Here is a 21,594-nt window from a genome sequence, read left to right on the forward strand (position 1 = left end):
CCGCCGCCGCGCCCCGGTTGATCCGGATCGTCGAGTCGCTGCGCACCGTGGCCTCGGCCTGCGCCGCGCCGGTCCGGCTTGCCGGCGAGGCCCTGCGCGACGTTCGTGCCGAGCTCGCGGTGTTCCGCCGGGTGCGGATCAGGGTGGCCTCGGCCTACAAGGCCGAGCGCGTCGCCCGAGTGGAGCGCCTGCGCGGCCTCCTCAACAATCCCCGCCTGCTCGACCCCCAGGAACTGCGCGGACTGTCCCGGTCGGACGTCCGCGCGCTGTGCGACCGGTGGGACCTGAAGCCGGTCACCGACGGCGAAGGCGTCAAGTACGTTGACCCGGTGCGCGGCGGTCGCCAGATCCGGGTCATGGACGGCTACCCGCCAGGCTCGAGACCGGACCCGATGACCGAGGGGCCGTATGCGGTCATCTCGCAGAACGGGATGAAGCCGATCAAGGTCCCGCTGTTCGGGAACCCGGTCCTGTGAGCGCCCAGATCATCGCCGGCCTCCTCGACGACATGGAGGAGAGCTACGGCGCCTGCGGTTACCTCCCGCTCTACGAGCTCGGTTGGTCACTTCGCGACGGCGCCCCCATGACCGAACGCATGAAGGAGCTTGCCCGGCAGGCCTACGACGAGTTCACCTCGCGGCACGCCACCAGGGTCGTCTGGACGCGGTGGCCCATCAACCTCGACAGCGCATGGCCCCTCGAACCCGACGAGGAGCTCGACTTCGACCTCGACCCCGATCAGCCGGTCGACATCCCGCTGCAGGTGGTGGTTCCTGCGGACTAGGCACTCATCCCGAGCAGTGCGATGCGGAGTCCGCGTTCGGTGACCTTCTGGGCTGGTGCGGTGCTGGTGTAACGGTGGCCGGTGGGGGTGGTGGTCTCGATGGTGTGGCGGGGTCCGGGCCGGGGTCGGGCAGACCAGCCGGGGGCCTGTTTGGCGTAGTTGCAGTCCTCGCACAGCCCCTGCCCGTTGGCCGCGGAGGTCGGGCCGCCCTCGGCGTGGCCGCGGGGGTGGTCGAGGTGGCGGACCGGGGCCTCGCACCACGCGGTCCGGCAGACCCGGTCGCGGAGCCGGAGGAACTCCGCCAGCTTGCCCTCGAACCGGCGGGCCTGGGAGTCCATCGAGACCAGCTCCCCGGACGCCGGGGTGACATAGAGCCGGCGCACCCACTGCTCCACCCCGGCCTCGGCGGTGGCCGCGATCCACTCCCGCAGCAGGTCACCGGGGACCGGCCCGTAGTCACGCACCCAGCCGAACCCGTGCTCATCGCCGAGCAGCACACTGTCGGGGACCACCACATCGATCATCAACCTCACCGGCGAGCTCGGCGAGCTCGGCGAGCTGGAGGCATCCTCGGGAGCGATGGTGGCGGTGGGGGTGAGGATCCGGTGGACCAGGGTGTCGGCCATCACCTGCCCCCGGGACCGGGGGTCACCCGCGGCGCGGGCCTGGTCCGCGGCCCGGGAGAGCACCGCCCAGACCGCGACCCCGTCCTTGACCGGCACCAACGCGCTCAGCTGGGCCATCACCTCCGGCGCCGCCCGCAGCGAGACGTGCCGGTCGGCCTCGGCGCGGCGGCGCCGCTCCACGAAGGAGACCGGGTCCAGCCCGTAGGCCAGCTCCCGGGCGAGGGCGACCAGCTGCCGGTCCCCCATGCCCTCCAGTTGCGCCCGCGCCTGCGGCGTGCCGGCCAGCCGCCGGTCCACCAGCCCCCGGTCCTCCCGGGACATGCATGCGGTCTCCCGGGCCAGCAGCATCGCCCGCCACTCACTGATCTGGCCACCACCCAACGCGGCGGCGGTGCCGGGCATCTCCCCGGCCAGCGCCACCGCCAGCCCCAGGTGCTGGCGGCCCCGGTGCGGGGACTCCCGCCGCGCCAACGCGACCTGCGCGGCCACCGCCCGGCCCCGCCGCTCGACCGGCACCCCCACGGCTGCTTCCTGCTCGCGCTGGGAGGCATCGAACGCCGCGGTCAACACCGCCTGCGCCCCCTCCGCGACACACTTCAGCTCCTCCAACGCCCGCAGCAGATCGATCCGCTCCCCATCACCGTCGGCCTCGCCGATCCCGGCCACCGCGGCGGCCGCGGCCCGGACCATGCCCAGCCGCGTCGCCTCACCGCCACTCCCGAGATCGAACATACGTTCGATTCTAGATCACGCGACCGACAACGTGACCCGCAAATCGCGATCTGTGGAGAAGCGTCGCAAGGGTTGTGGTGACGCGTGCAAGAACTCCCCACCGGCCGGGCGCATCCACGTCTGGTTGGCTGGAACCATGAGCCACCTGACCCCGGTGCCATCGGATCCCGATGGTCTCAAGGCTCACCCAGCGCCGCACGGGAGACGTGGAGCTCGTGTTCGAGTGGCGCACCCTGAGGTCGACCTCCCTTCGGCGCCGGCGCCCGACGAGCCGCTGGCCCTGACCGTCCATGTCTCGCTCCGGGACGCCCAGCCGCCGGTCTGGCGCCGGCTCGTCGTACCCGGCGACACTGCCCTTGACGACGTCCCCGACAGCGCCCGCGAGCGTTCTCAGGAGGCGTGCAGGACGGTGCCGAGGGCACCGCACGAGGACTGCGAACCCTGGCGGAGCTCCCCCGGCGGGACCGTGGCCTGCAGCGCGTACCAGCCGCCCTGTTCGATGAACGGGAACAGCGTCACCGTGCCGTCACCGTTCATCTTCTGGCCCACCGAGGTGGCGATCGTCCCCGAGCAGGTCAGCGCCTGCTGGCTGCCGTAGGGACCGTACACGGTGAGGGTCAGGTCGACCGCCGGCACGTGGGGCAGCCCGGACAGGCCCACCCGGACCTGCGCGTTGTCGCCGGCTGGCAGCTCCGGGTTCAGAGCGGTCACGGAGATCGTGGCGAGGGCCTTGACCGTGGTGACCGCCCCGCACGCCGCGACCGGCAGCGCCGTGGGAGTGCCTTGGAGCGCCACGCGCCAGACGTAGTAGCCGGGAGCGCTGGGGGTGAGTGCCGGCAGGGGGTAACCGCCGTCGGCGCTGACCGACCTGTTGACGGTCCCGACCGCCGGACCCGAACACTGCGCCGCCGAGGCCGAGCTGAACGGCCCGTAGAGGGTCCCGGTGGCCGTACGCGACGTCCCGTCGCCGTTCACCGTTGCAGTGACCCGTGCCGGCGAACCGACCAGAATGGTGTCAGGGCTGGCCTGCAGCCCCAGCGCCTGTGAGCCTCGTACGGCGGCTCGAGTGCTCGCGACGAGCGTCCTCCGGACGCCTCCCTCGGCAGCGGCCGCCTGCCCGTGGCGGACCGGGAGCCTCAGATGCAGGCGGTCCTCCGGGACGTCTCGCACCTTCGCGGTGACGCGGTGCCACCCGGGCTCGGTGACCGCGAACCGTGCCACCGCCTTGCCGTTGTCGCCGGTCACGGCCTCGACGTCCGGGGCACCTGGGGTGTCGACGCTCACCGGCAGGCCGGCGGCCGGCCGTCCGTGACCATCGGTGACCTTGACCGTGGCCTCGATCGCGCCTCCGGCGTCGGCGCTGGTCGCCTTCACCCGCGCGTGGTAGGGCCCGGCGTGCCGGCGCGACTGGCTCAGCATGATCCGCGCGAAGCGCAGCACCGTCGCCGAGTCGGGCGCCTGGTGGATGCGACGAGCACCCAGAGCGCCGCTGGTGCTGAAGCGGCCACCGACCAGGACGGCGTAGACGGTGGCGTCGACGGCGGCGGCCTGCGCGGCATCGCGGTAGCCGCCGTACTTGGACAGGATCCACGCCGCGCGCTTGGTCTGTGCGCGCGAGGCCCCCCGCCGACCATCGAGGTCGTCGACGACGCGAGCGCGCTGGTAGCCCTGGTGGTTGGGCTTCCGCGTCGGCGTGACCAGGAAGACCGGCGTGTCGCCGATCGCGTATCCGCCGATCCAGCCGCCGGCCGCGTCGCCGGTGCGCGAGATCTCGTAGCCGGCCCACCGCTTGGCGGAGTGCGACCCGGCGGCCGCGGTGGGTACGGCGACGAGTGGCGCCGCGCCCAGGGCAAGGGTGACGAGCAGGAGACTTCCGCGGCGGACAGCGGTGGTGGACTGGAACATGGCTACCTCCTCAGCCGACGGGGGGCGGCGGCCGGGTGTCGGGGTCCTTCGGAGAGTTGGGTTGGGGGGTGGGACGGTGCTGCGAACTGTCGTTGCTGTGCTGTGGGGCCGGCGACGCGCCGGCGGTCGGTCCGGCTGTCGTCGTGCCGGCCGTCGTCGTGCCGGCCGTCGTCGTGCCGTCTGCCTGGACCACGTCCTCGTCTGCCTTCACCGGGTTGCGGTTGACGGCGGCGACCGGCGGGTCGGGGATGTGCAGCCGCCCGCTCACCGCCGAGGCGACCGCCGAGGTCGCCAGCCATCGGTAGCTCCCCGGGAGGAGACCGCTGAGCTCCAGGCGGCGGCCGCTGGGACTGCGCACCAGCACGCTGCGCACCATGCTCCAGCCGGCGTCGCCGCTCACCTCGAGGCGGACGAGCGCGGGCTGGGCGGTGGTCCGCACCAGGAAGGCCGCTCGGCCGACTGCGGAATCGACGACGCGCACCGCCATCTGGACCGGGCCGATCGCGTCGTCGGCCTGCACCTCCCGCTCCTGCGGCTGCGCCGTGACGCCCGACGCGCCCGTCCCGCCGGTGGTGCCCGTCCTGCCAGGATCACTGGTGATGCCGGCATCGTGCAAAGGGCCGGCTCCGGCAACCGCGAGCGCGGCGACAAGGATCAACGCGGCCACACCGAGCAGCCGTACGACGATGCCCCGGCGCCCGTTCGTCACGTCCGGCTGGCGCGGTCGTCGCGGGATCGGCAGGGTCTGGTCGGCGGCTGGGGCCGCGGTCACGGGCGCGGCCGTGAGACCCGGCTTGGTTGCCTTCGCTGCGGAGGCTTCGAGGCTCGGCCGTGAACGGCCTCGCACCTCAGCCACCGGGGCCGGGTGCACGGGGGCTTCGGGGGCTTCGAGGCTCGGCCGTGAACGGCCTCGCACCTCAGCCACCGGGGCCGGGTCCGCGGGGGCGGCCGGGGCCGGGTCCACGGGCTCGGCCGGGGCCGGGTCCACGGGCTCGGCCGGGGCCGCGAGTGCAGGACGGGTGCGCGACTCGGTGAGAGCGGGTTCGATCAGCTCCCGGATCGTGCGTGACGGCGGGACGTCGAGCTCCTCCCTCAGCGCGTCGCGGTAGCGCTCGAACTCGAGCAGCGCACTGCCGAGGTCGCCGCGGCCGAGGTGGGCGCGGATCGCCAGCTCGCCCGCCCATTCCAGGAGCGGGTCGATGTCGCTGGCCGCGCGCGCCACCTCCGCGGAGAGCTCCAGGTCACCGGCGTCGAGCGCCTGCCGGGCGATCCGTTCCAGCGCCTTGACCCGCAGCTGCTGGAGGCGCTCGCGCTCGGGGCCGACCCAGTCGTCGTACCAGTCAGGGAGCAGCTCCTCCCCCACCAGCCGGCCCAGCAGCGCGCCGGCCTCGCCCTGGGCGATCGCGTCCTCAGTCGTCGCCGCGGCACGGCGTACGTCGTCCACGTCGACCTCGACGTGGGCGGCGAGGCCGATGGTGAGGCGGTCGGCCTGAAGCAGGCCGGGGCAGCGCTGCTGGGTCTGGAGGACGGCGCGACGCAGGCTGGCCAGCGCTCGGGCATCAGTGCTCTCCGGCCACAGGATGCCGGCGACGTGCAGGCGGCTGCTGTGCCCGGTGAGGCCGAGCAGGGCAGTGAGGCGCTCCTCGCGATGCCCCAGACCGACGTCCTCGCCGTCGGCCACCAGCTGCCACCGTCCCATCAGGCGCAGGCGGCAGCACCGGACCGGGGTCCTCCTCTGCTCTGGCACCTTCACCTCCCGAGACCTTGGCGACCTCGAGGTGGCGGCTGTGACGCGCAGCGTCACCGTCCGTCAAATCGGAACTCTCGATCATGAACAGGTGTGGCTGGTGTGGTGGCGGAACGCACTGCGGACATACCCCACATTGGGCATGACCCGCGACGCTCCCGAGACGTAGCGGCGCCGGTCACGGCGCGGTCACGCAGGTGTCACGCGGTGCCCGCTCTCCTGTGCGTCCACTCCATCGCACTACGGGGGGAGGTGAACACCTATGCGCAGGGAACTGACCATCGCAGAGCTCGAGGCCGAGCGCACCGATCTCCTTCCGGCTCGGGAGACGCTCTCCTTCGGCGGCAACAACAACTGGGCGACCATCGTGGCGTCCAACTCGTCGCTGGCACTCAACGCGGCGTCGCTCTTCGCGTCTGCCAACAGCGCGGCCGTCCAGACGATCGTCGTCAACCAGGGCTGATGCGCAACGCGTGGCCTCCCGTCCCCACCGGGAGGCCACGCAGCCATCGAACTCCGACACCGCTGAAAGGGGGTGAACCAGGATGTCCCGTCCAGAGATGGCTCTCGCCGAGCTCGACGCGCAGACAGCCGTGGCGCTTCCCCGCCGCGAGACGCTGTGTCAGTTCGCGTGCGTGAACGTCAGCAACGTCATCGGCGTCAACCTCGCGATCGCGGTCAACGCCGCGACCATCAACTCGCAGGCGAACGCGCTCGCCATGCAGTACCTCGCCTCGGTCCACGGCCCGTGATTCAGCGCTGACCCCCGACCAGGCGGTGGGTGTGTTGCTCTGGCGCACCCACCGTCTCCAAGACCTCGACACCAGAGCACACCAGAGCGATGATCCCAGCGACTGCAGACCACCACGCAGACACCCACACAGACACCGACGCAGGCACCCAGCCCGCCGCGGAGCTGCGGTGGCGTCGCGCCCTGGGTCTGCAGTTCCTGGGGCCGGTCCAGGGATCGGGCCTGCGTGACGTGGCCTACTTGGTCCGCCGGAGCGACGACCAGATGGTGCAGCTGTCCGAGCTGCTCCATCTGGTCGTCGTGCACGTGGAGCCGCCCCGCCCGGCGGCCGAGGTCGCGGCCGCGGTAAGCGCGGCGTACGGACGCACCCTCACCGCCGAGGGGCTCGAGCACCTGATCACGACCAGGCTCCAGCCGCTCGGGCTGGTGCTGCCCGAGGAGTCGGAGGAGCTGGCCCGTCCCGTGCGTGCCCGGCCGATCCTGGCACTGACCGCCAAGGCGACCCTGCTGCCGATGCGGTGGACCCGGCGCGTAGCGGCGGTGCTCAGCCCGCTGCTGTGGCCGCCCCTGGTCATGGCCGCCCTCGCCGGGCTGGTGGTGGCCGACATCGCGATGCTCACCAGTGGCGGCTTCTGGCCGGCCATCACCGAGCTGTTCGTCACGCCCACCCTGGCGCTGGTGATCTATGCCCTTCTCATCCTGGCCGCGGTGTTCCACGAGTGCGGGCACGCGGCGGCCTGCCACTACGGCGGCGCCCGGCCGGGTGAGATCGGCGTCGGCATCTACATCGTCTTCCCGGCCTTCTACACCGACGTCACCGACTCCTACCGCCTGGGCCGCGGAGGGCGGGTGCGCACCGACCTCGGTGGCCTCTACTTCAACGTGCTGACCGTGCTGGTCCTGGCGGCTGCCTACTCCGCCACCGGCATGGGGCTGCTGCTCCTGACCGCGCTCACCCTGCAGGTCCAGATGCTGCAGCAGCTCATCCCGGTCGTCCGGTTCGACGGCTACTACGTCGTGTCGGACGTGGCCGGCGTACCCGACCTCTTCGCGCGGGTCCTCCCGGTGCTGCGCAGCCTGCGGCCGGGCCACCCGGTCGACCCCCGGGTCACCGAGCTGCGTCCCTACGCGCGGCGCTTCGTGGCCGGCTGGGTGCTGGTCGTGGTCCCACTCCTGTCGGCCCTCCTCGCCTGGACGCTGTGGCACCTGCCCGAGTTCGTCGCCCGGGCCCGCACCGGCATCGCGCTCCAGCAGCTGGTCTTCGACGTGGCGTGGCAGCGGCGCGACTGGCCGGCCATGACGCTGGCGGTGATCTCCATCGCGCTCATCCTGGTCCCGCTGGTGGGCATCGCCGTCGTGCTGTGGCGGCTCGCCACCTCGCTGACCGAGTTCGCGCGCGTCCGCATGGCCGCGAGTGCCAGGGCCTGGGAGGAGCGGACCGGTCTCGAGGGCGACGGCCATGGCCCTGCTGCGGCCGAACTTCCCCCGGTGCTCACGGCTGCGGACTTCACCGACGCGATCATGTACTCGCCGAAGGCGCCCGTGCCGGGACGCGGATGGCGCCGGACCGTGTACGACGCCAGCGGCCACCTGCTCAACCCGGGGCCGAGCGCGGTGGAGCAGCGCCGGCACGAGCTCGAGCGGCGGCTGCGCACGCCCATCAAGGGCTCACACCGGGTCGTGGTCATGAGCCGCAAGGGCGGCGTCGGCAAGACGACGATCTCCCTGGCGCTGGGCAGCACGTTCGCGATGCTCCGGGGCGACCGGGTCGTCGCCGTCGACGCCAACCCCGACGCCGGCAACCTCGCCCACCGGGTCGCGCCACCGCACGACCGCACCATCACCGACGTCCTGAGGGACCTCGACACGATCACCAGCTATGCCGCTCTGCGCACCTACACCGCCCAGGCCGCCGAGTCGCGCCTCGAGGTGCTCGCCTCGGACGACGACCCGCGGATCTGGACGGCCCTGGACCGCAACGACTACCACCGCCTGATCCAGCTCCTCGACCAGTTCTACAACCTCATCGTGCTCGACACCGGCACCGGGATCCTGGACAGCGCCAACCAGGGGCTCCTGACCGAGGCCGACCAGATCGTCCTCGTGGTGCGCTCAGGCCTCGACGGAGGCCGCGCCGGCGCCCTCACCCTCGACTGGATGGACGAGCACGGCTTCGAGGACCTCGTGTCCCGTGCCGTGGTCGTCGTCAACGCCCAACGCAACGGTGCCGCCCCTCCGGACCTGATGCGACGCCACTTCGAGAAGAGATGTGAACACGTGGTGACCGTCCCCTGGGACGACGCCCTGGAGCAAGGAGCACTGACCGACATGTCCTCACTGAACCGCAAGACCAGGGAGAGCCTGGTGGACATCGCCGCCGCCGTGGCCGACAACTTCGTCCGGATGGGAGACCGATCATGAGCAGCACGACAACGCGCTACCGAGCCGCGACCCTCGGCGTACTCACGGCACTTCTGGTCGGGACCGCGGCGAGCACGTCGGGGGCCCCGGCGCCCCGCCTGGACTCTGCTCTCCGCGATCTCGACCTCGCGGCGAGCGCCAACCCATCGGCTGCCGACCCGGTCGTGGCTGACGACGCGTTCTCCGCCGACGTCGCGTCCCGGCGTCGCGTGGTGAAGTCGGACGTGACCGCAACCGGTTCGGCGACCTGCGACGGCTGCGACGCGGAGAGCACCGCCCTGCAGGTCCTCTACGTCAGCCGCACCCAGGAGGCTCGCCTCGACAACACCGCCGTCGCGTGGACCCAGTCGTGCAAGGACTGCATCGCGACAGCACTCTCGGTGCAGGTGGTCGCCATGACTGGCGTGCCGTCGATGGTGCCGAACAACCGGGCTCTCGCCCTCAACGCCGACTGCGTGTCGTGCCAGGTGGCAGGCGCGGCGTACCAGGTGGTGGTGAGCTCGCCGCCCGGCGACCGGCTCTCCCGCAACACGGTGGCTGCGCTCCGGGCCTGGGTCGCCAAGCAGGCCGAACAGTTGCGCCTCTCGGCTGGGACCCCGCAGCTGTCGGGCGCCGGCCGGCGGGTCCAGAAGGGCGCCGACGCCGCGCTGTCGGACCTCGAGGCCCTGGTCACCAGCGACCTGGGGGGCACCACCGTCTCCTCCGACGTGCAGCTCAGCCCAGCAGGGTAGGTCAGAGGCCTTTCAGTCCCGCGAGCTCAGCCGGCGCGGTGCTTCCCGCCGCCGCGGCGCATGGCCCGGTCGACCGCCAGCGCGGCCGCCTCGACCTCGTCGCGGTCCAGCCGGTCCCGCTTGAAGACCAGCGTGTCGGCCAGGTTGACGATCCCGCAGACGGTCACGCCCCGGGTCCAGGAGTCCTCGGGCGTCTCGCCGGTCATGCAGAGCACCGGATGCACCTCGTCACGGCGTACGCCGGCCACCTCGGCGACCTCGTGCACGGCCTCGAGGAGCCGCATCAGCTGCTTGGCGCGCGCCCGCTCCTTCTCGTGCCGGATGCCGCACCTGATGACGAAGACCCCGGGCGGGCCGACGACCACGAAGTCCGCGCGAGCCGCCTTCCCTTCGCGCCGGATGTCGATGACCTGCCAGTCGTCGAAGGGCAGTTCGGACAGAGCACGCTCGATCACCACATCGACTTCCGCCGGTGCGAGCTGAGCCATCAATTCTTCCTCCGATTCCAGGTACTCCCCGACGTTAGAGCCGGGGCCGAGACGCGCGCAGGAGAACGCCGGAGATGTGACCGATCGGAGACGAATTTCCGGCTCTTGTGACCCATCCGCGGGTGCCCGCGCGCCTGCCGGATCGCCTCTCGCCGTCAAGGATCGCCCTCGGCGCCCGTGCCATGCGCGGGCCAGGGCAGCGGTCACCAATCAACCGCAGCCTGGCCCAGCGTGGTTGACCACCCACCGCCACCTGGGCATGTCGGCGAGACACGCCGAGGCGCCGGTGGTCGGTGAACCCGTGGGCGGCTCAGACCGGTTGAAAGGTCACCGCTGCCCGGAGTGGGCGGCCACCCACCCACGGAAGTGTCAGGAGAGCCGACTTTTCCGTGGTTCAGGAGAACGGGGAGGTGGACAGCGACGACAGCACCCGGTGAGCAACGCGGCCCCCCGACTCGAGCTGCTCGACGCGGCCGCGCAGCCTGGCGACCGGACGCAACGTGCGCTCGATGGCTGACGTCGACACGTCCACCTCCCCGTCTCGAGCGCAACCTAGGTCGCGGACGGCGGCCCGTCCTGACATCGGCCGCAGATCGTCACTTCGGGTGGACCGGTGCGGCGCCGTGGTCTAGCTTTCGAGCCCGTTGACGACGCCCGGCAGCTCCGGCACCAGGTCGAGGAACGGGGCGGTCAACGCCGCAACGTCGGACGGAGAGAGCCGGTTGCGGTGGCAGGCTGCGGAGGTCATCACGGTCGCCCACTGCTGCAGGCCGGTGCCCCGGGCGACCTCGGGAACGACCAGCCCGGCAGGAGCGACGAGGCGGCGCAGCCGGGCCAGCTCTCTCTTGATCTCGAGTACGCCCGGCAGCCGGTCGAGCACGCCCCTCCACGGGCAGCCGGCCGGGCCGACCAACGCCCAGCCCTCGAGCTGCGTGGAGAGCGTCTGGTAGTCCTCGAGGCTTTCGTCGCGATGCCGGGCGACGATCTCGTGCAGCTCGTCGCCGGCCAGAGGTCGCAGCGCCGCGCTCAGCCGGTCGAGGACGCGCCGCGGTGCCCGCCACGGTGGCCCGGGAAGCTCCCCGTACGGGGCTAGACCGGAGAGCCAGGCGCCGCGACCGTGCAGCCGCTGGGCCGACGTCAGCCGGTCCGCGACGACCTCGGTGGCCAGGACCGTCCACAGGAGCTCTCCCATGTTGTGGTGGAAGCCGTGCTCCACCTCGTCGGGCACCGCCTCACCGGGGCCGAACCCGATCTCGTCGATGAGCTCTGCGAGGACCTGCGGCCAGGTGTCCTGCAGAGTCCGCTGCTGCACGAGCTCCGTGGCCAGGTCACCGGTCCGGGCCACCTCGTCCACCCGACCCAGCTCCCTCGCGACCGCGGCTGCCACCGTCCCCGGCCAGGTCAGGCCGCCACCAACGTGCAGGCACACCGATGCCTCCAGCAACCTGCTCAGCGTCGCTGCGTCCGCCGACCAGAACTCTGCCACCCGGCCCGCCACCAGCAGCGTGAGCGGCCCGAAGGCGCCACCCGGCTCGAAGCGTGGGGGCAGCAACCAGCCGGGCGGCATCGATGCCGCGGCGCCGAGGCCGTCGAGGATCGCGGCGTACTCGTTGGTGGCCCGCTCGCGGCCCCTCTTGTTGAGCGGTCGTGGCCGCGCCACCGGAGCGCGGTGGAGCGACCAGCGGAGAGGAAGCACCTCAGCGCCCGGAGCGATCCCGAACGCCTCGAGCTCGTCGCGGTCACCCGGCGGGTCGAGCTGGAAGCGGACGGTGACCAGGCCGTCGTCGTACCGCTCCTCCCAACGACTGCCGACCGTCTTGTCGCCGTCGATCAGCGCGAAGGCGAGCTCGTTGAGGATCCCGCACCGGTCCCGGTCGCTGAACATCCAGTCGTCGCCGGGATCCTCGCCCATCGGTGGTCGGCCCCAGATGTGGAGCTCCGGCAGGCCGCGGTCGTGCAGGCCGATGGTGTAGGCGAAGTCGTGCCCTTCGCCGTCGGGGTCGAAGACCGACTGGACCTGCCAGTCGGGGGTGCGGTGGCGGTGCCCGAGAGTCGTCACGTGTCCTCCTGAAGGGGTCGGTGACCACCTCACCAGCCCGCGCCGACAAACGTCGGCGGTCATCCACAGGCAGGTTCAGCGGGTGACCCGGAACAGCCCGTGTGCACCGCGTTCGGCGTCGACCATCAGGTGCGAGACGAAGGGGTAGTCGCCCGGCTCCGGGAAGGTGAGCTCGACGAACCCGCCCTGCGCGGGCAGCAGCCCCAGGCTCTGCGCGCCGCCCGGCCCGGGCCGGAGGAGGTAGCTGCCCTCGGCGTACGTCGTGTCGAACTGCCCGCCGACGACGTGGAACGACGTCGGGCGGTCCGGCCCCGCGTCCAGCACCCAGACCCGGACCCGCTCGCCGACGCGCGCAGCGAGCGGCGCGTGGTCGTACTGGTCGGCATAGCCGTTGAAGACGACCAGGTCGGGCTGCTCGGCGGCGACCTTGTCCATGTCGACCTCCCCGTCCTGGGCGCCGAGGTAGAGCTCGGACTGCACCAGCACATAGCTGCGGTCGACGGGTGGCAGGTCCGGCGGCTCGATGACCACCGCGCCGAACAGGCCGTTGGCGATGTGGGCCGACATCGGCATGGAGGAGCAGTGGTACATCCAGATGCCCGCACGCGTGGCGCGGAACCGGTAGGTCAGCGACTCCCCGGGCGCGATGGTCCGCATCGGCCGCTGAGGGGCGAGCGTGCCGGCGTGGAAGTCGATCGAGTGCCCTATCGATCCGTTGTTGACCAGGGTGATCACGAACCGGTCGCCGACCCGGCCGTGCAGGACCGGACCGGGTGCGGTGTCGTCGTAGGTCCACAGCCGCTGGGTGACGCCCGGCGCCACTTCGCGGACCACGTCGCGGACCACGAACGTACGCCGGTGCACCCGGCTCTCCTCGAGCGGCGGGAGGGCGGCGTCGCGCGCGGTCCAGCCTGGCGACGGGTCTGCCATCAGGTCCGGGGTGGGCATGTCCATGCCGCCGCTGTGGCTCTCGTGACCGTCGGGGGTCGCGGTCGGCGCCGGGCCGGTCACCACGACGGTCAGCACCATCCCCATCTGCCGGTGGCCGAGGACCGAGCACCAGCCGTCCAGGTCCCGGCCGACCACGCCGACGTCGACGCGGGCGGACTCTCCGGGTGCGAGCCGGCCGCTGTCGCTGCCGTTGTCGAGCACGAGGTCATGGACGTCCTCGTCGTCGGTGTTGGTCACCTCGATCACCAGCCTGTTGCCGGCCGGGACCTCGATGGTCGAGGGGAAGAACCGCATGTCGTGCGCCTCGACGGCCACCGTCGTGGTCTCACCAGTGGCGGCGACCCCCGCCGTGGCCGAGCGGGTAGGCCCCTGGCCGATCGCGGCCGGGTCGACGGCCACGCCGACGGCGACCGCCATCGCCACCGCCGCCACTCCGGCAGCGGAGAAGCCGGCCACCTGTCCGGGAGGGCGGGTCCGGGGCGCCTGCCGCTCGCGGGGCACGGGGGCGGCCTTGGCGCGGCGCGAGGCGCGCACGGCCAGGAGCAGCAGCGGCAGGGTGGCGCCGAGCGAGACCAGGACGAGGAGAGAGGCGAGCACCCGCACCGTGCTCGGCACCGGGAGCGCGCAGACCAGCAGACCGGCGTTGGTGACGACAAGGCGCAGGGGTGCGCCCCGGTCGAGCACCTCGTTGGCGGCCCGGACCGGGGTCGGGCCGCCGCCGAGCGCGACCGGGACCAGGTAGGACAGGGCGCCGAGCAGCACCTGCGCCCCGAAGCCGGCCACCAGGAACGGCACCAGCCGGTCGAAGACGTCGTCCACCCGTTCCCACGAGGAGGCGGTGGCGATGCCGGCGCCGAGGACGACCAAGGTGCCGACCCACCAGGTGAGACCGGCCAGCACCGACCAGGCCGGGAACTCGACGGGCGGTTTGCGGCGCAATGCGTCGACGAGCGGCGGCGCGGTGAGGAGCAGCCCGGCGACGTACGCCGCGAGGCCGAGCACCGCGACCGGCCGCAGCCCGAGGGAGGCGCCGGTGGCCGCGAGGACGACCGCGCTGACCAGCACCGGCAGGGCCCGCGCGGCGGCGGCCTCGGCGCCGTCGGCGATCCGGGTGCGGAGCATGGTCGGCCAGAGCGTCACGAGCGTGCCGACGACGGTGAGGCCGACCCAGCCGAGCAGGTTCACGATGGCGTGGGCGACCACGAGGCGGGTGTGCCAGGGGTCGCCGAGGCCGCGAGCGAGCGCCGTACCGATCCCGGCGCCGATGGGCAGGAAGCAGGCCGCGGCGACGTAGTAGCGCACCGCGCGGCCGAACCGCGCGGGCAGGGCGGCGCGCAGCCGGCCCAGGATCGTCCAGCCGTGCCAGAGCACGGCGGCACCCACCGCACTCGCGCCGACCACGGTGACCGGCCACACCTCGCTGAGCACTCCGGCGACCACGAGGACCACGCCGCCGTTGAGCATCAGCAGGCGGCGGTTCTGTCCAGGGCGGTCCTCGTCGGAGGTGTGTAGGAGCGCGTCGGTGAAGTACCGGCTCCAGACCAGGATCGCGTGGGTCACCGCACCCAGCATCAACAGGTGGATCATCAGCCAGCGGGGAGCCGGCACGAACGGGTGCACGAACGCCACCGCCACCGTGGCCGCCAGCCAGCCCATCACCGGCAGGTCGCGCATCGGCCAGAAGCCGCGGCTGCCCGTCCGGCTCATGCGGGCCCCCTGCGGGGTACGACGGGGCGGATGAGCGTCGTCATCGCGCCCGCCGCATCAGGTGCAGCCGGCAGGCGCCCGGCTCGGCGAACGGCAGCAGCTCGGTGCCGGCGGGGTCCGCGCCGTACGCCGCCAGTGCGCCCTCGGCAAGGCCGCGGTGGACGCCGCAGACGACGTCGGGGTACTTGTGCGCGGCCTCGAGCAGCGGGCAGCGCGTCAGCCGGACCGTGGCAGCGCGCGCGTCGGTCTCGGGCGCGAAGCCGATGTCGTCGAGCAGCCCGACCACCTCGCGCCTGGCTGCGGCCGCGCTCCTCGCCGGGGCGGCACCGCGCTCGCGGGCCAGCTCGCCGCCCCACTCGCGCCCGGCGACCACCGCGTCCTCCGTCGGGGAGGCGCTGGTCCGATGGATCGTGGCCGCCAGCGTCGCGGCCAGCCCGGCGTACTCCCGGCTCGTCGCGGCGTCCAGGCCCGTCGCTTCGTAGAGCCAGGCCGGCCGCCCGCGGCCGGAGGGTGGCTCGGGCTCCCGTCGGGCCAGCCCGGCGGCAACCAGGGCGTCGAGGTGCTCGCGGACGGTGTTGGCGTGCAGCCGCGAGATGGCGGCGAGCGCCGCAAGGGTCGTCGGCTGGGCCTGGGCCCGCAACGTCTCCAGCACCGCCGCACGCGAGCTGGAGAGCGGAGCGGCCGTCCGGCCGGCGCCGGGACGAGGGCCGTAGCCCCGCCGATTATTTTTCACGGAGTTGATTGTAATAAAATGCTCGCCAAGCGCCACATCGGGTGAAGGAGACCAGGAACATGTCCGAACTCGTCATCGCCTCGACCGAGGCCGACTCCCGGGCCGCCGAGGCCGTCCGGCAGCACCACGCCGAGCTGGCGGGAGCGTTGAAGCTGCGGGTCGAGGCACTGTTCAGGGCGGCGATGGAGGACGACGGACCCGCCGCCGACGCCGCTCGCGCCGACCTCGTCGACTGGTGCCGCCGCGAGCTGGTGCCGCACGCTCAGGCCGAGGAGAAGGCGATGTACCCCGCCGCCCAGGCGACCGACGAGGGCCGGCTCCTGGTCGAGGGGATGCTCGGCGAGCACCAGGTGATCCTGGGCCTGGTCGACGACGTCGCCGAGCTGGTCGACGTACCCCGCGCCGCCGCCGCGGCCACCGCGCTGGCCGTCGTCTTCGACTCCCACCTGGCCAAGGAGAACGACCTGGTCATCCCGCTGCTCGCCGTCACCCCGAGCGTCTCGCTCGCCGAGCTCCTCGAGGGCATGCACGAGCTGCTCGGCGGCGAGTCCCACGAGCAGGCCGGCTGCGGCGGCCACACCTGCACCTGCGGCGAGGTCGACGTCCCCGGCTACCCCGTCCTCGACGCCCGCACGATCCCCCACGCGATCCGGCACGCGACGATCTTCGGCGCTCTCGACTCCGTCCGCCCCGGCGCCGGCCTCGAGCTGGTGGCCCCACACGACCCGCTGCCGCTGCTCGACCAGATCAACCACCGCTGGCCGGGTGTGTTCGCGGTCGACTACCGCGAGCGCGGGCCCGAGGCGTGGCGGCTGACGTTGGTGCGCGCTGGCTGACTCTTGAGCCGGAGGCTGGATCAGGTCCGGTAGACGTCGCGCCGGTGCTGGACCGTGATCACCAGGACCACGACTTCGTCGTCGTCGATCCGGTAGATGACGCGGAAGTCGCCGCGTCGAGCGGAGTGCAACCCCTCGAGAGGTGGCCTCAGCGGTTGCCCTGCTCGATGTGGGGTGGTGGCGAGGACGGACCTGATGAACTCGACACAGGCAGCGGCGGCTGCTTCGGGAAGGAGCCCGGACAACCCGCGTCGCGCTGTGCGCGTATAGAGGATCCGGTAGGTCAAGAGCCGGTCCGCTTCGCCGCCTCCCGCAGCTCGGCGACGACCTCTTCCTGCGAAGCCAGCTCACCGGCTTCTGCCTCCTGCAGGCCGGCGCGCACGTCCCGCACCAGGTCCGCATCGGCCAGGACGTCGAGGGTCTCGAGGAGCGAGTCGTAGTCCTCGGCGCTCAGCAGCACCGCCGCGCGCTTGCCGTTGCGAGTGATGTCGAACCGCTCGTGCGAGGTGACCGCCGCCTCCACGATCTTCGACAGGTCCTGCCGCACCTCGGCCAGCGGCTTCGTCTCCATGTACATACTTCTAGCGTTCCGCGATGACGGGCGGCAGGCCGAGGCTGACACCGCGCCGAGCGAGGTACCAGGCGTCACGCCATTCATCTGGCCAGGTGACGACACGAACTACTTCGAGGACGTCGCACTCGTCATGAAGTGGGCCAGCGCCTTGCCTGCAGCGTCGCCCAGGGCAGTGATCGTCTGCGGAGAGAAGATCAGCACACCAACCAGGACCAGCGCGAAGACGAACCCAAGGAGGCTTGGCTCGTTGCGTCGCCGCTTGCGCTGAGGAGTTCGACGGGGCGATCGGCGCGCCTGGGGTCGGAGAGCAGAACGTGGCTGGGAGGGGCGGCGAGTTGTCGCGCTGATCGGCAGCGCCGACGACGTCGCCGGAACGAGCTGTGCATCGAGTTGGAGCGAAATGCCGTGAACCTGCTCAGGGGTCAAAGTTGCTGGTCGCGATTCGAGCATGGACACGACGTTGTGCGTCGAACACAGCATCACCTCCCGAACCCAACCCTCAATCGCGTAGTCCTTCACGAAGCAGAGAACTGGATGGACAACTCCTGAGCCCATACCTACGCAAAGACGAGTGACCGCCACCGCCGCCTCAGCTGCTCCTACAACCTCCCGCTCTTTGCGGTAGCCGTTGCAGCGCAGGACGTTCTCCCGGACTGCGATATCCCCGGACCAGTTCTTCGAGTCGATGACGAAGACGCCGGGTGGACCCACCACGATGTGATCGACGTTCGCGTATCTGCGTCCCGGCCACCGCAGGTCGTGGAGGACGGTCCAACGGTCGGCTGGAAGCGCTGCCAAGACGTGAGCCGTCGCCTCCTCGCCTCGGGCTCCGCGCTCGTTCCGGTCTGCGGCACGCAGAAGCCGCTCGGCTTTCTCTCGCTGTCGGCGCGCCGATTCACGCGCGGACTCACCAGCCAAGACCGCCTCCCCGTTGGTGACGCGACCTTAGGGCATATATGACGTTCGCGCGGCCAGATTCGTGGAGAAGCGTCCCGCTGCTCGGACGTGCGGGGGTCGTGCCGACACCCTGCTTCCGGGTGAGACCGCCCCCAATGCCAGCCCAGGTGGCAACTCAATCGGGCAAGCTTGCGGCGGATCGGGAGGGAACGTGGACTCTGGGCTTTACGAGTCGCTGTTGACGAGCGACTTGAGGCGTGGGTTGGAGCGCCTGGGAAGCGCACAGATCGATGCTGCAAGGGTTGATGACGCCGACGAACCTCACGTCCTCGCTCGTCACATCGGGGCAGTTCTCGAGCGGCGGCTCCGAGACATCAAGAGTGGCGACCAACGCCTCCTCATCGTGAACGCCATCCTCGATCAGCTGGCCCTCTCGGACGACGTTGATGCGCCAGTCAGTCAACTGCTCAGCATCTCGGAGCCGCCCGGTCCCGGCGCGCGAACCTTTTCGACGCGGCCGGCCACTCCACTGTCGGAGGCTGCACTGTTGACCAACTCGACCGGGGAACCCAACCTGGGCGCCGAACTCAGGGCCGAGTTCGACAGCGCAGACGAGGTCGACCTGCTGTGCGCCTTCGTCAAGTGGCACGGGTTGCGGCTCCTCGAACCTGAGCTGTCAGCCGCGCGCTCGCGTGGAGTTCCCGTGCGCGTGATTACGACGACCTACATGGGCGCGACCGAGCGAGCGGCGCTTGACCGCCTCGTCCACGAGTTCGGCGCCGAGGTCAAGGTGCAATACGACGCGCACCGCACTCGACTTCACGCCAAGGCCTGGATGTTCCGAAGGGCGACGAGGTTCGACACGGCATACGTCGGATCGTCGAACCTCTCCCGAGCAGCACTTCTTGATGGCGTCGAGTGGAACGTCAGGCTCTCTGCGATCGCTACTCCGGCCCTGCTCACCAAGTTCCACGCAACGTTCGACACTTACTGGAACGACTCGTCATTCGAGACCTACGACCCTGATGAAGACCGCGATCGCCTCGACGACGCCCTGGCCGAGGCGGCTGGTCGCACGACCCACCAGCGCGTGACGATCTCCCTGTCCGGACTGGAGGTTCGCCCCTACGCCTACCAGCAGGAGATGCTCGAAGCGATTGCTGCCGAACGAACGGTTCACGATCGGCACCGCAATCTCGTGGTGGCCGCGACAGGGACCGGGAAGACCGTCATCGCCGCACTCGACTATCGAAATCTGTGCGCTGGGCGAAGGGAGCGCCCGTCGCTGCTCTTTGTTGCCCACCGACGAGAGATCTTGGAGCAGTCGCTTCGGACATACCGCGAAGTCTTGGCCGACGCTTCGTTCGGCGAGCTGTACGTCGGCGGCGCTCGACCCGATCGGTGGGATCACGTTTTCGCCAGCGTGCAGTCGCTGAGCTCTTACGGGATCACCAACATCCCACCAGCTGCCTACGACGTCGTCGTGATCGACGAGTTCCACCACGCTGAGGCGGCGTCCTATCGACGCATCATCGACCACCTCACCCCGCAAGAACTGCTCGGCCTCACTGCCACACCCGAGCGCGGAGACGGCGTAGACGTCCGACAGTTCTTCGGCCACCGCACCGCGGCAGAGCTGCGACTGTGGGACGCGCTCGGCGCCGATCTGCTCTGTCCGTTCCACTACTTCGCGGTCGCGGACGGCACGGACCTGCGAGGAGTCACCTGGACCCGTGGCCGCTACGACGAGGCCGAGCTCTCCAACGTCTACACCGGCAACAACCGCCGGGCCGAGATCGTGCTTCGCGAGCTCCGTGACAAGGTCCTCGACCTCGGCGGCATGCGCGCCCTCGGCTTCTGCGTCAGCGTGGCGCACGCGCAGTTCATGGCCCGCGTGTTCAACGAGGCCGGCGTACCGTCCACCGTCGTTACCGGAGGTACACCGCAAGTCGAGCGGGACCGCGCACTGGACGACCTGCGCCAGCGCCACATCAACGTGGTCTTCACCGTGGACGTCTTCAACGAGGGACTCGACATACCGGATATCGACACGGTCCTGTTCCTGCGACCTACCGAGAGCGCGACGATCTTCCTGCAGCAACTCGGTCGCGGGCTGCGGCGCACGCGCGACAAGGCCGTTCTCACGGTTCTCGACTTCGTCGGCTACCACAACAGGAAGTTCCGCTGGGACCAGAAACTGAGGGCGCTGACTGGCGGGACCCGACGCGGCCTCGAACGCGACGTCGAGAAGGGCTTCCCCTTCCTCCCATCTGGCTGCCAGATCGTGCTGGACAAGCAGGCTCAGGCACTCGTCCTCGACAACATCCGATCTCAGGTCGCCAGCCGGTGGGCGCAGATCGTCGCTGAGCTCAGGTCCTACGGCGATCACGACCTCGCATCGTTCCTCGAGGAGTCCGGGCTCGAGCTCTCCGACATCTTGAGGCGCGGTAGCCATTCGTGGACGCGACTTCGCAGGGAGGCCAACCTGCCGACTCGCGAAGGGACGCCGTCGGAGGAGAAGCTGCTCAAGCGCGTGCGCGCGTTTGCGCATGTCGACGATCGCGACCGGGCCAGCGCGTACACCCAACTCCTCACCGACGATTCACGGTCCTACAACGACCTGTCGCCCGGCGAGCAGCGGCTCGCTCGGATGCTCTTCTTCTCGTTGTGGCCAGACGGGGGCAAGCACGGATCCTTCGACGCCGGCTTCGACGCATTGCGGTCAGAAGCCGCCATGCGCGATGAACTCCGAAGTGTCGTCGACATCGCCTTCGAGGCGGCACGCCACGAGACACCGAGTCTTCCGGGCCGGCTTGCTGAACTGCCGCTCAAGGTGCATGCGCGGTACCAACGGGAAGAGATCCTGGCTGGTTTGGACTACGCGAGTCTGGACCGAAAGCCAACAAGCGTGATGCAGGGCGTGGCGTACTCCGAGGCTCTGAACGTCGACATTCTGTTCATTACCTTGAAGAAGTCGGAGGCTGACTACTCGCCGACCACGATGTATCGCGATTACCCGATTAGTCCGACTCTCTTCCACTGGGAGTCACAGTCGACAACCTCGTTGGCGTCGCCTACAGGCCGCCGATACGCCAACGGGACCAGCACCGTGCTGCTCTTCGCGCGCGAGGAGCAGCAGGACGAATTTGGAACATCGCCGTACCTGTTCTTGGGGCCAGGCCGCCATGTTCGCCATGAGGGCGAACGGCCGATCGCGATCACCTGGGAGCTGTCCCATCCCATGCCGACCGACTTCTTCACCTCAGCGACAGTCGCTGCCGGCTGAGTCGACGCAGCTCTGGCAGGACACGACCGCGCCAGTAGGCCTCGACGCCGCAGGGCTCTCAGCAACGAAGGGCCGAGCAATCCGCCCGGCCCTTCGAGCTAACTCCTACTTCTCCGCGCAGTTCAGCTGCAGCCGCTCGTGCTGCCGCAGCCCTCGCAGACGTAGCAGGAGCCGGCGGGCCGCATCTTGGTGCCGCAGGTCATGCAGAGCGGGGAGTCGACGGCCGTGCCGGTGATCTGCTCGAGGAGCTCGGCGGAGGTGTGGGCCTGCTTGGCGGGCGCGGCCGGGACCTCGCGCTGCTCGGTGCCGTGGGTGTCCTTGGTCTCGACGACCTCGGCGTCGACCACTTCGGAGGCTGCGTTGGCT

At 70.9% G+C, this 21,594-nt stretch carries 20 protein-coding genes and 1 pseudogene; 8 read left to right on the forward strand and 13 right to left on the reverse strand.

All coding sequences use genetic code 11. From position 1 onward, the window contains the following. Together VFV89_RS04830 and VFV89_RS04835 are read left to right on the forward strand one after the other, a co-directional pair. A partial coding sequence (locus tag VFV89_RS04830; RefSeq protein WP_329704773.1) for a hypothetical protein occupies positions 1-476 on the forward strand: 476 nt, incomplete at its 5' end. Beyond that, entirely contained in the window at positions 473-784 is a 312-nt protein-coding gene (locus VFV89_RS04835) for a hypothetical protein (RefSeq protein WP_329704774.1), read from the forward strand. The genes VFV89_RS04830 and VFV89_RS04835, both read left to right, overlap by 4 nt. Here VFV89_RS04835 and VFV89_RS04840 read toward each other — a convergent pair. The 3 genes from VFV89_RS04840 to VFV89_RS04850 all read right to left on the reverse strand — a co-directional run bounded on the left by VFV89_RS04840 (position 781) and on the right by VFV89_RS04850 (position 5,746). Beyond that, entirely contained in the window at positions 781-2,142 is a 1,362-nt protein-coding gene (locus VFV89_RS04840) for a DUF222 domain-containing protein (RefSeq protein ID WP_329704775.1), read from the reverse strand. The two genes, VFV89_RS04835 and VFV89_RS04840, sit on opposite strands and share 4 nt — an antisense overlap. Before the next feature lie 390 nt (positions 2,143-2,532). Further along, positions 2,533-4,047: an Ig-like domain-containing protein gene (locus tag VFV89_RS04845; RefSeq protein ID WP_329704776.1), complete on the reverse strand. Its 1,515-nt coding sequence runs from the start codon at positions 4,045-4,047 to the stop codon at positions 2,533-2,535. Between the two features lie 10 nt (positions 4,048-4,057). Continuing rightward, positions 4,058-5,746, reverse strand: coding sequence for an AfsR/SARP family transcriptional regulator (locus VFV89_RS04850; protein WP_329704777.1), 1,689 nt, complete (start codon positions 5,744-5,746; stop codon positions 4,058-4,060). A 310-nt stretch (positions 5,747-6,056) separates the two neighbouring features. Between VFV89_RS04850 and VFV89_RS04855 the strand changes: the two genes are divergently transcribed. The 4 genes from VFV89_RS04855 to VFV89_RS04870 all read left to right on the forward strand — a co-directional run bounded on the left by VFV89_RS04855 (position 6,057) and on the right by VFV89_RS04870 (position 9,697). Then, entirely contained in the window at positions 6,057-6,257 is a 201-nt protein-coding gene (locus tag VFV89_RS04855; RefSeq protein WP_329704778.1) for a hypothetical protein, read from the forward strand. Between the two features lie 97 nt (positions 6,258-6,354). Further along, positions 6,355-6,546 (forward strand): hypothetical protein, encoded by a 192-nt coding sequence (locus VFV89_RS04860; protein WP_329704779.1) that lies wholly within the window; start codon positions 6,355-6,357, stop codon positions 6,544-6,546. 89 nt (positions 6,547-6,635) lie between these two features. Beyond that, positions 6,636-8,966 (forward strand): MinD/ParA family protein, encoded by a 2,331-nt coding sequence (locus VFV89_RS04865; RefSeq protein ID WP_329704780.1) that lies wholly within the window; start codon positions 6,636-6,638, stop codon positions 8,964-8,966. Continuing rightward, complete coding sequence (locus tag VFV89_RS04870; RefSeq protein ID WP_329704781.1) at positions 8,963-9,697, forward strand: hypothetical protein; 735 nt, start codon at positions 8,963-8,965, stop codon at positions 9,695-9,697. Before VFV89_RS04865 ends, VFV89_RS04870 begins: the two co-directional genes overlap by 4 nt. A gap of 26 nt (positions 9,698-9,723) precedes the next feature. On the opposite strand, the gene VFV89_RS04875 is transcribed toward VFV89_RS04870, so the two are convergent. From VFV89_RS04875 to VFV89_RS04895, 5 genes are all read right to left on the reverse strand, one after another. Beyond that, on the reverse strand, positions 9,724-10,185 hold the full coding sequence (locus VFV89_RS04875) for a hypothetical protein (protein WP_329704782.1): 462 nt from the start codon (positions 10,183-10,185) through the stop codon (positions 9,724-9,726). A gap of 394 nt (positions 10,186-10,579) precedes the next feature. Then, positions 10,580-10,711, reverse strand: coding sequence for a hypothetical protein (locus VFV89_RS04880; protein ID WP_329704783.1), 132 nt, complete (start codon positions 10,709-10,711; stop codon positions 10,580-10,582). 102 nt (positions 10,712-10,813) lie between these two features. Then, a complete protein-coding gene (locus VFV89_RS04885; RefSeq protein ID WP_329704784.1) occupies positions 10,814-12,244 on the reverse strand; it encodes a hypothetical protein in 1,431 nt (476 codons plus the stop codon). 75 nt (positions 12,245-12,319) lie between these two features. Then, positions 12,320-14,902, reverse strand: a complete 2,583-nt coding sequence (locus VFV89_RS04890) for a multicopper oxidase domain-containing protein (protein ID WP_329704785.1) — start codon at positions 14,900-14,902, stop codon at positions 12,320-12,322. 40 nt (positions 14,903-14,942) lie between these two features. Next, positions 14,943-15,635, reverse strand: coding sequence for a helix-turn-helix transcriptional regulator (locus tag VFV89_RS04895; RefSeq protein WP_329704786.1), 693 nt, complete (start codon positions 15,633-15,635; stop codon positions 14,943-14,945). A 59-nt stretch (positions 15,636-15,694) separates the two neighbouring features. Here VFV89_RS04895 and VFV89_RS04900 point away from each other — a divergent pair, with 59 nt between their 5' ends. Then, complete coding sequence (locus tag VFV89_RS04900) at positions 15,695-16,471, forward strand: DUF2249 domain-containing protein (RefSeq protein ID WP_329704787.1); 777 nt, start codon at positions 15,695-15,697, stop codon at positions 16,469-16,471. Positions 16,472-16,491: 20 nt separating this feature from the next. On the opposite strand, the gene VFV89_RS04905 is transcribed toward VFV89_RS04900, so the two are convergent. The 4 genes and pseudogenes from VFV89_RS04905 to VFV89_RS24815 all read right to left on the reverse strand — a co-directional run. Beyond that, positions 16,492-16,758 carry a type II toxin-antitoxin system RelE/ParE family toxin gene (locus VFV89_RS04905; protein WP_329704788.1) on the reverse strand — a complete coding sequence of 89 codons (267 nt, stop codon included), beginning with the start codon at positions 16,756-16,758 and terminating at the stop codon, positions 16,492-16,494. Further along, positions 16,755-17,042, reverse strand: a complete 288-nt coding sequence (locus tag VFV89_RS04910) for a type II toxin-antitoxin system Phd/YefM family antitoxin (RefSeq protein WP_329704789.1) — start codon at positions 17,040-17,042, stop codon at positions 16,755-16,757. Before VFV89_RS04910 ends, VFV89_RS04905 begins: the two co-directional genes overlap by 4 nt. 108 nt (positions 17,043-17,150) lie before the next feature. Then, a complete protein-coding gene (locus VFV89_RS04915; protein ID WP_329704790.1) occupies positions 17,151-17,564 on the reverse strand; it encodes a hypothetical protein in 414 nt (137 codons plus the stop codon). Between the two features lie 12 nt (positions 17,565-17,576). Next, positions 17,577-17,963, reverse strand: a pseudogene (locus VFV89_RS24815) (nuclease-related domain-containing protein); the annotation flags it as partial. Between the two features lie 190 nt (positions 17,964-18,153). Here VFV89_RS24815 and VFV89_RS04920 point away from each other — a divergent pair. After that, positions 18,154-21,228, forward strand: coding sequence for a DUF3427 domain-containing protein (locus VFV89_RS04920; protein ID WP_329704791.1), 3,075 nt, complete (start codon positions 18,154-18,156; stop codon positions 21,226-21,228). Positions 21,229-21,350: 122 nt separating this feature from the next. Here the strand turns inward: VFV89_RS04920 and VFV89_RS04925 are convergent. Further along, a partial coding sequence (locus tag VFV89_RS04925; RefSeq protein ID WP_329704792.1) for a hypothetical protein occupies positions 21,351-21,594 on the reverse strand: 244 nt, incomplete at its 5' end.

Source organism: Nocardioides sp., from assembly GCF_036274455.1.
Taxonomy (GTDB): Bacteria; Actinomycetota; Actinomycetes; order Propionibacteriales; family Nocardioidaceae; genus Nocardioides.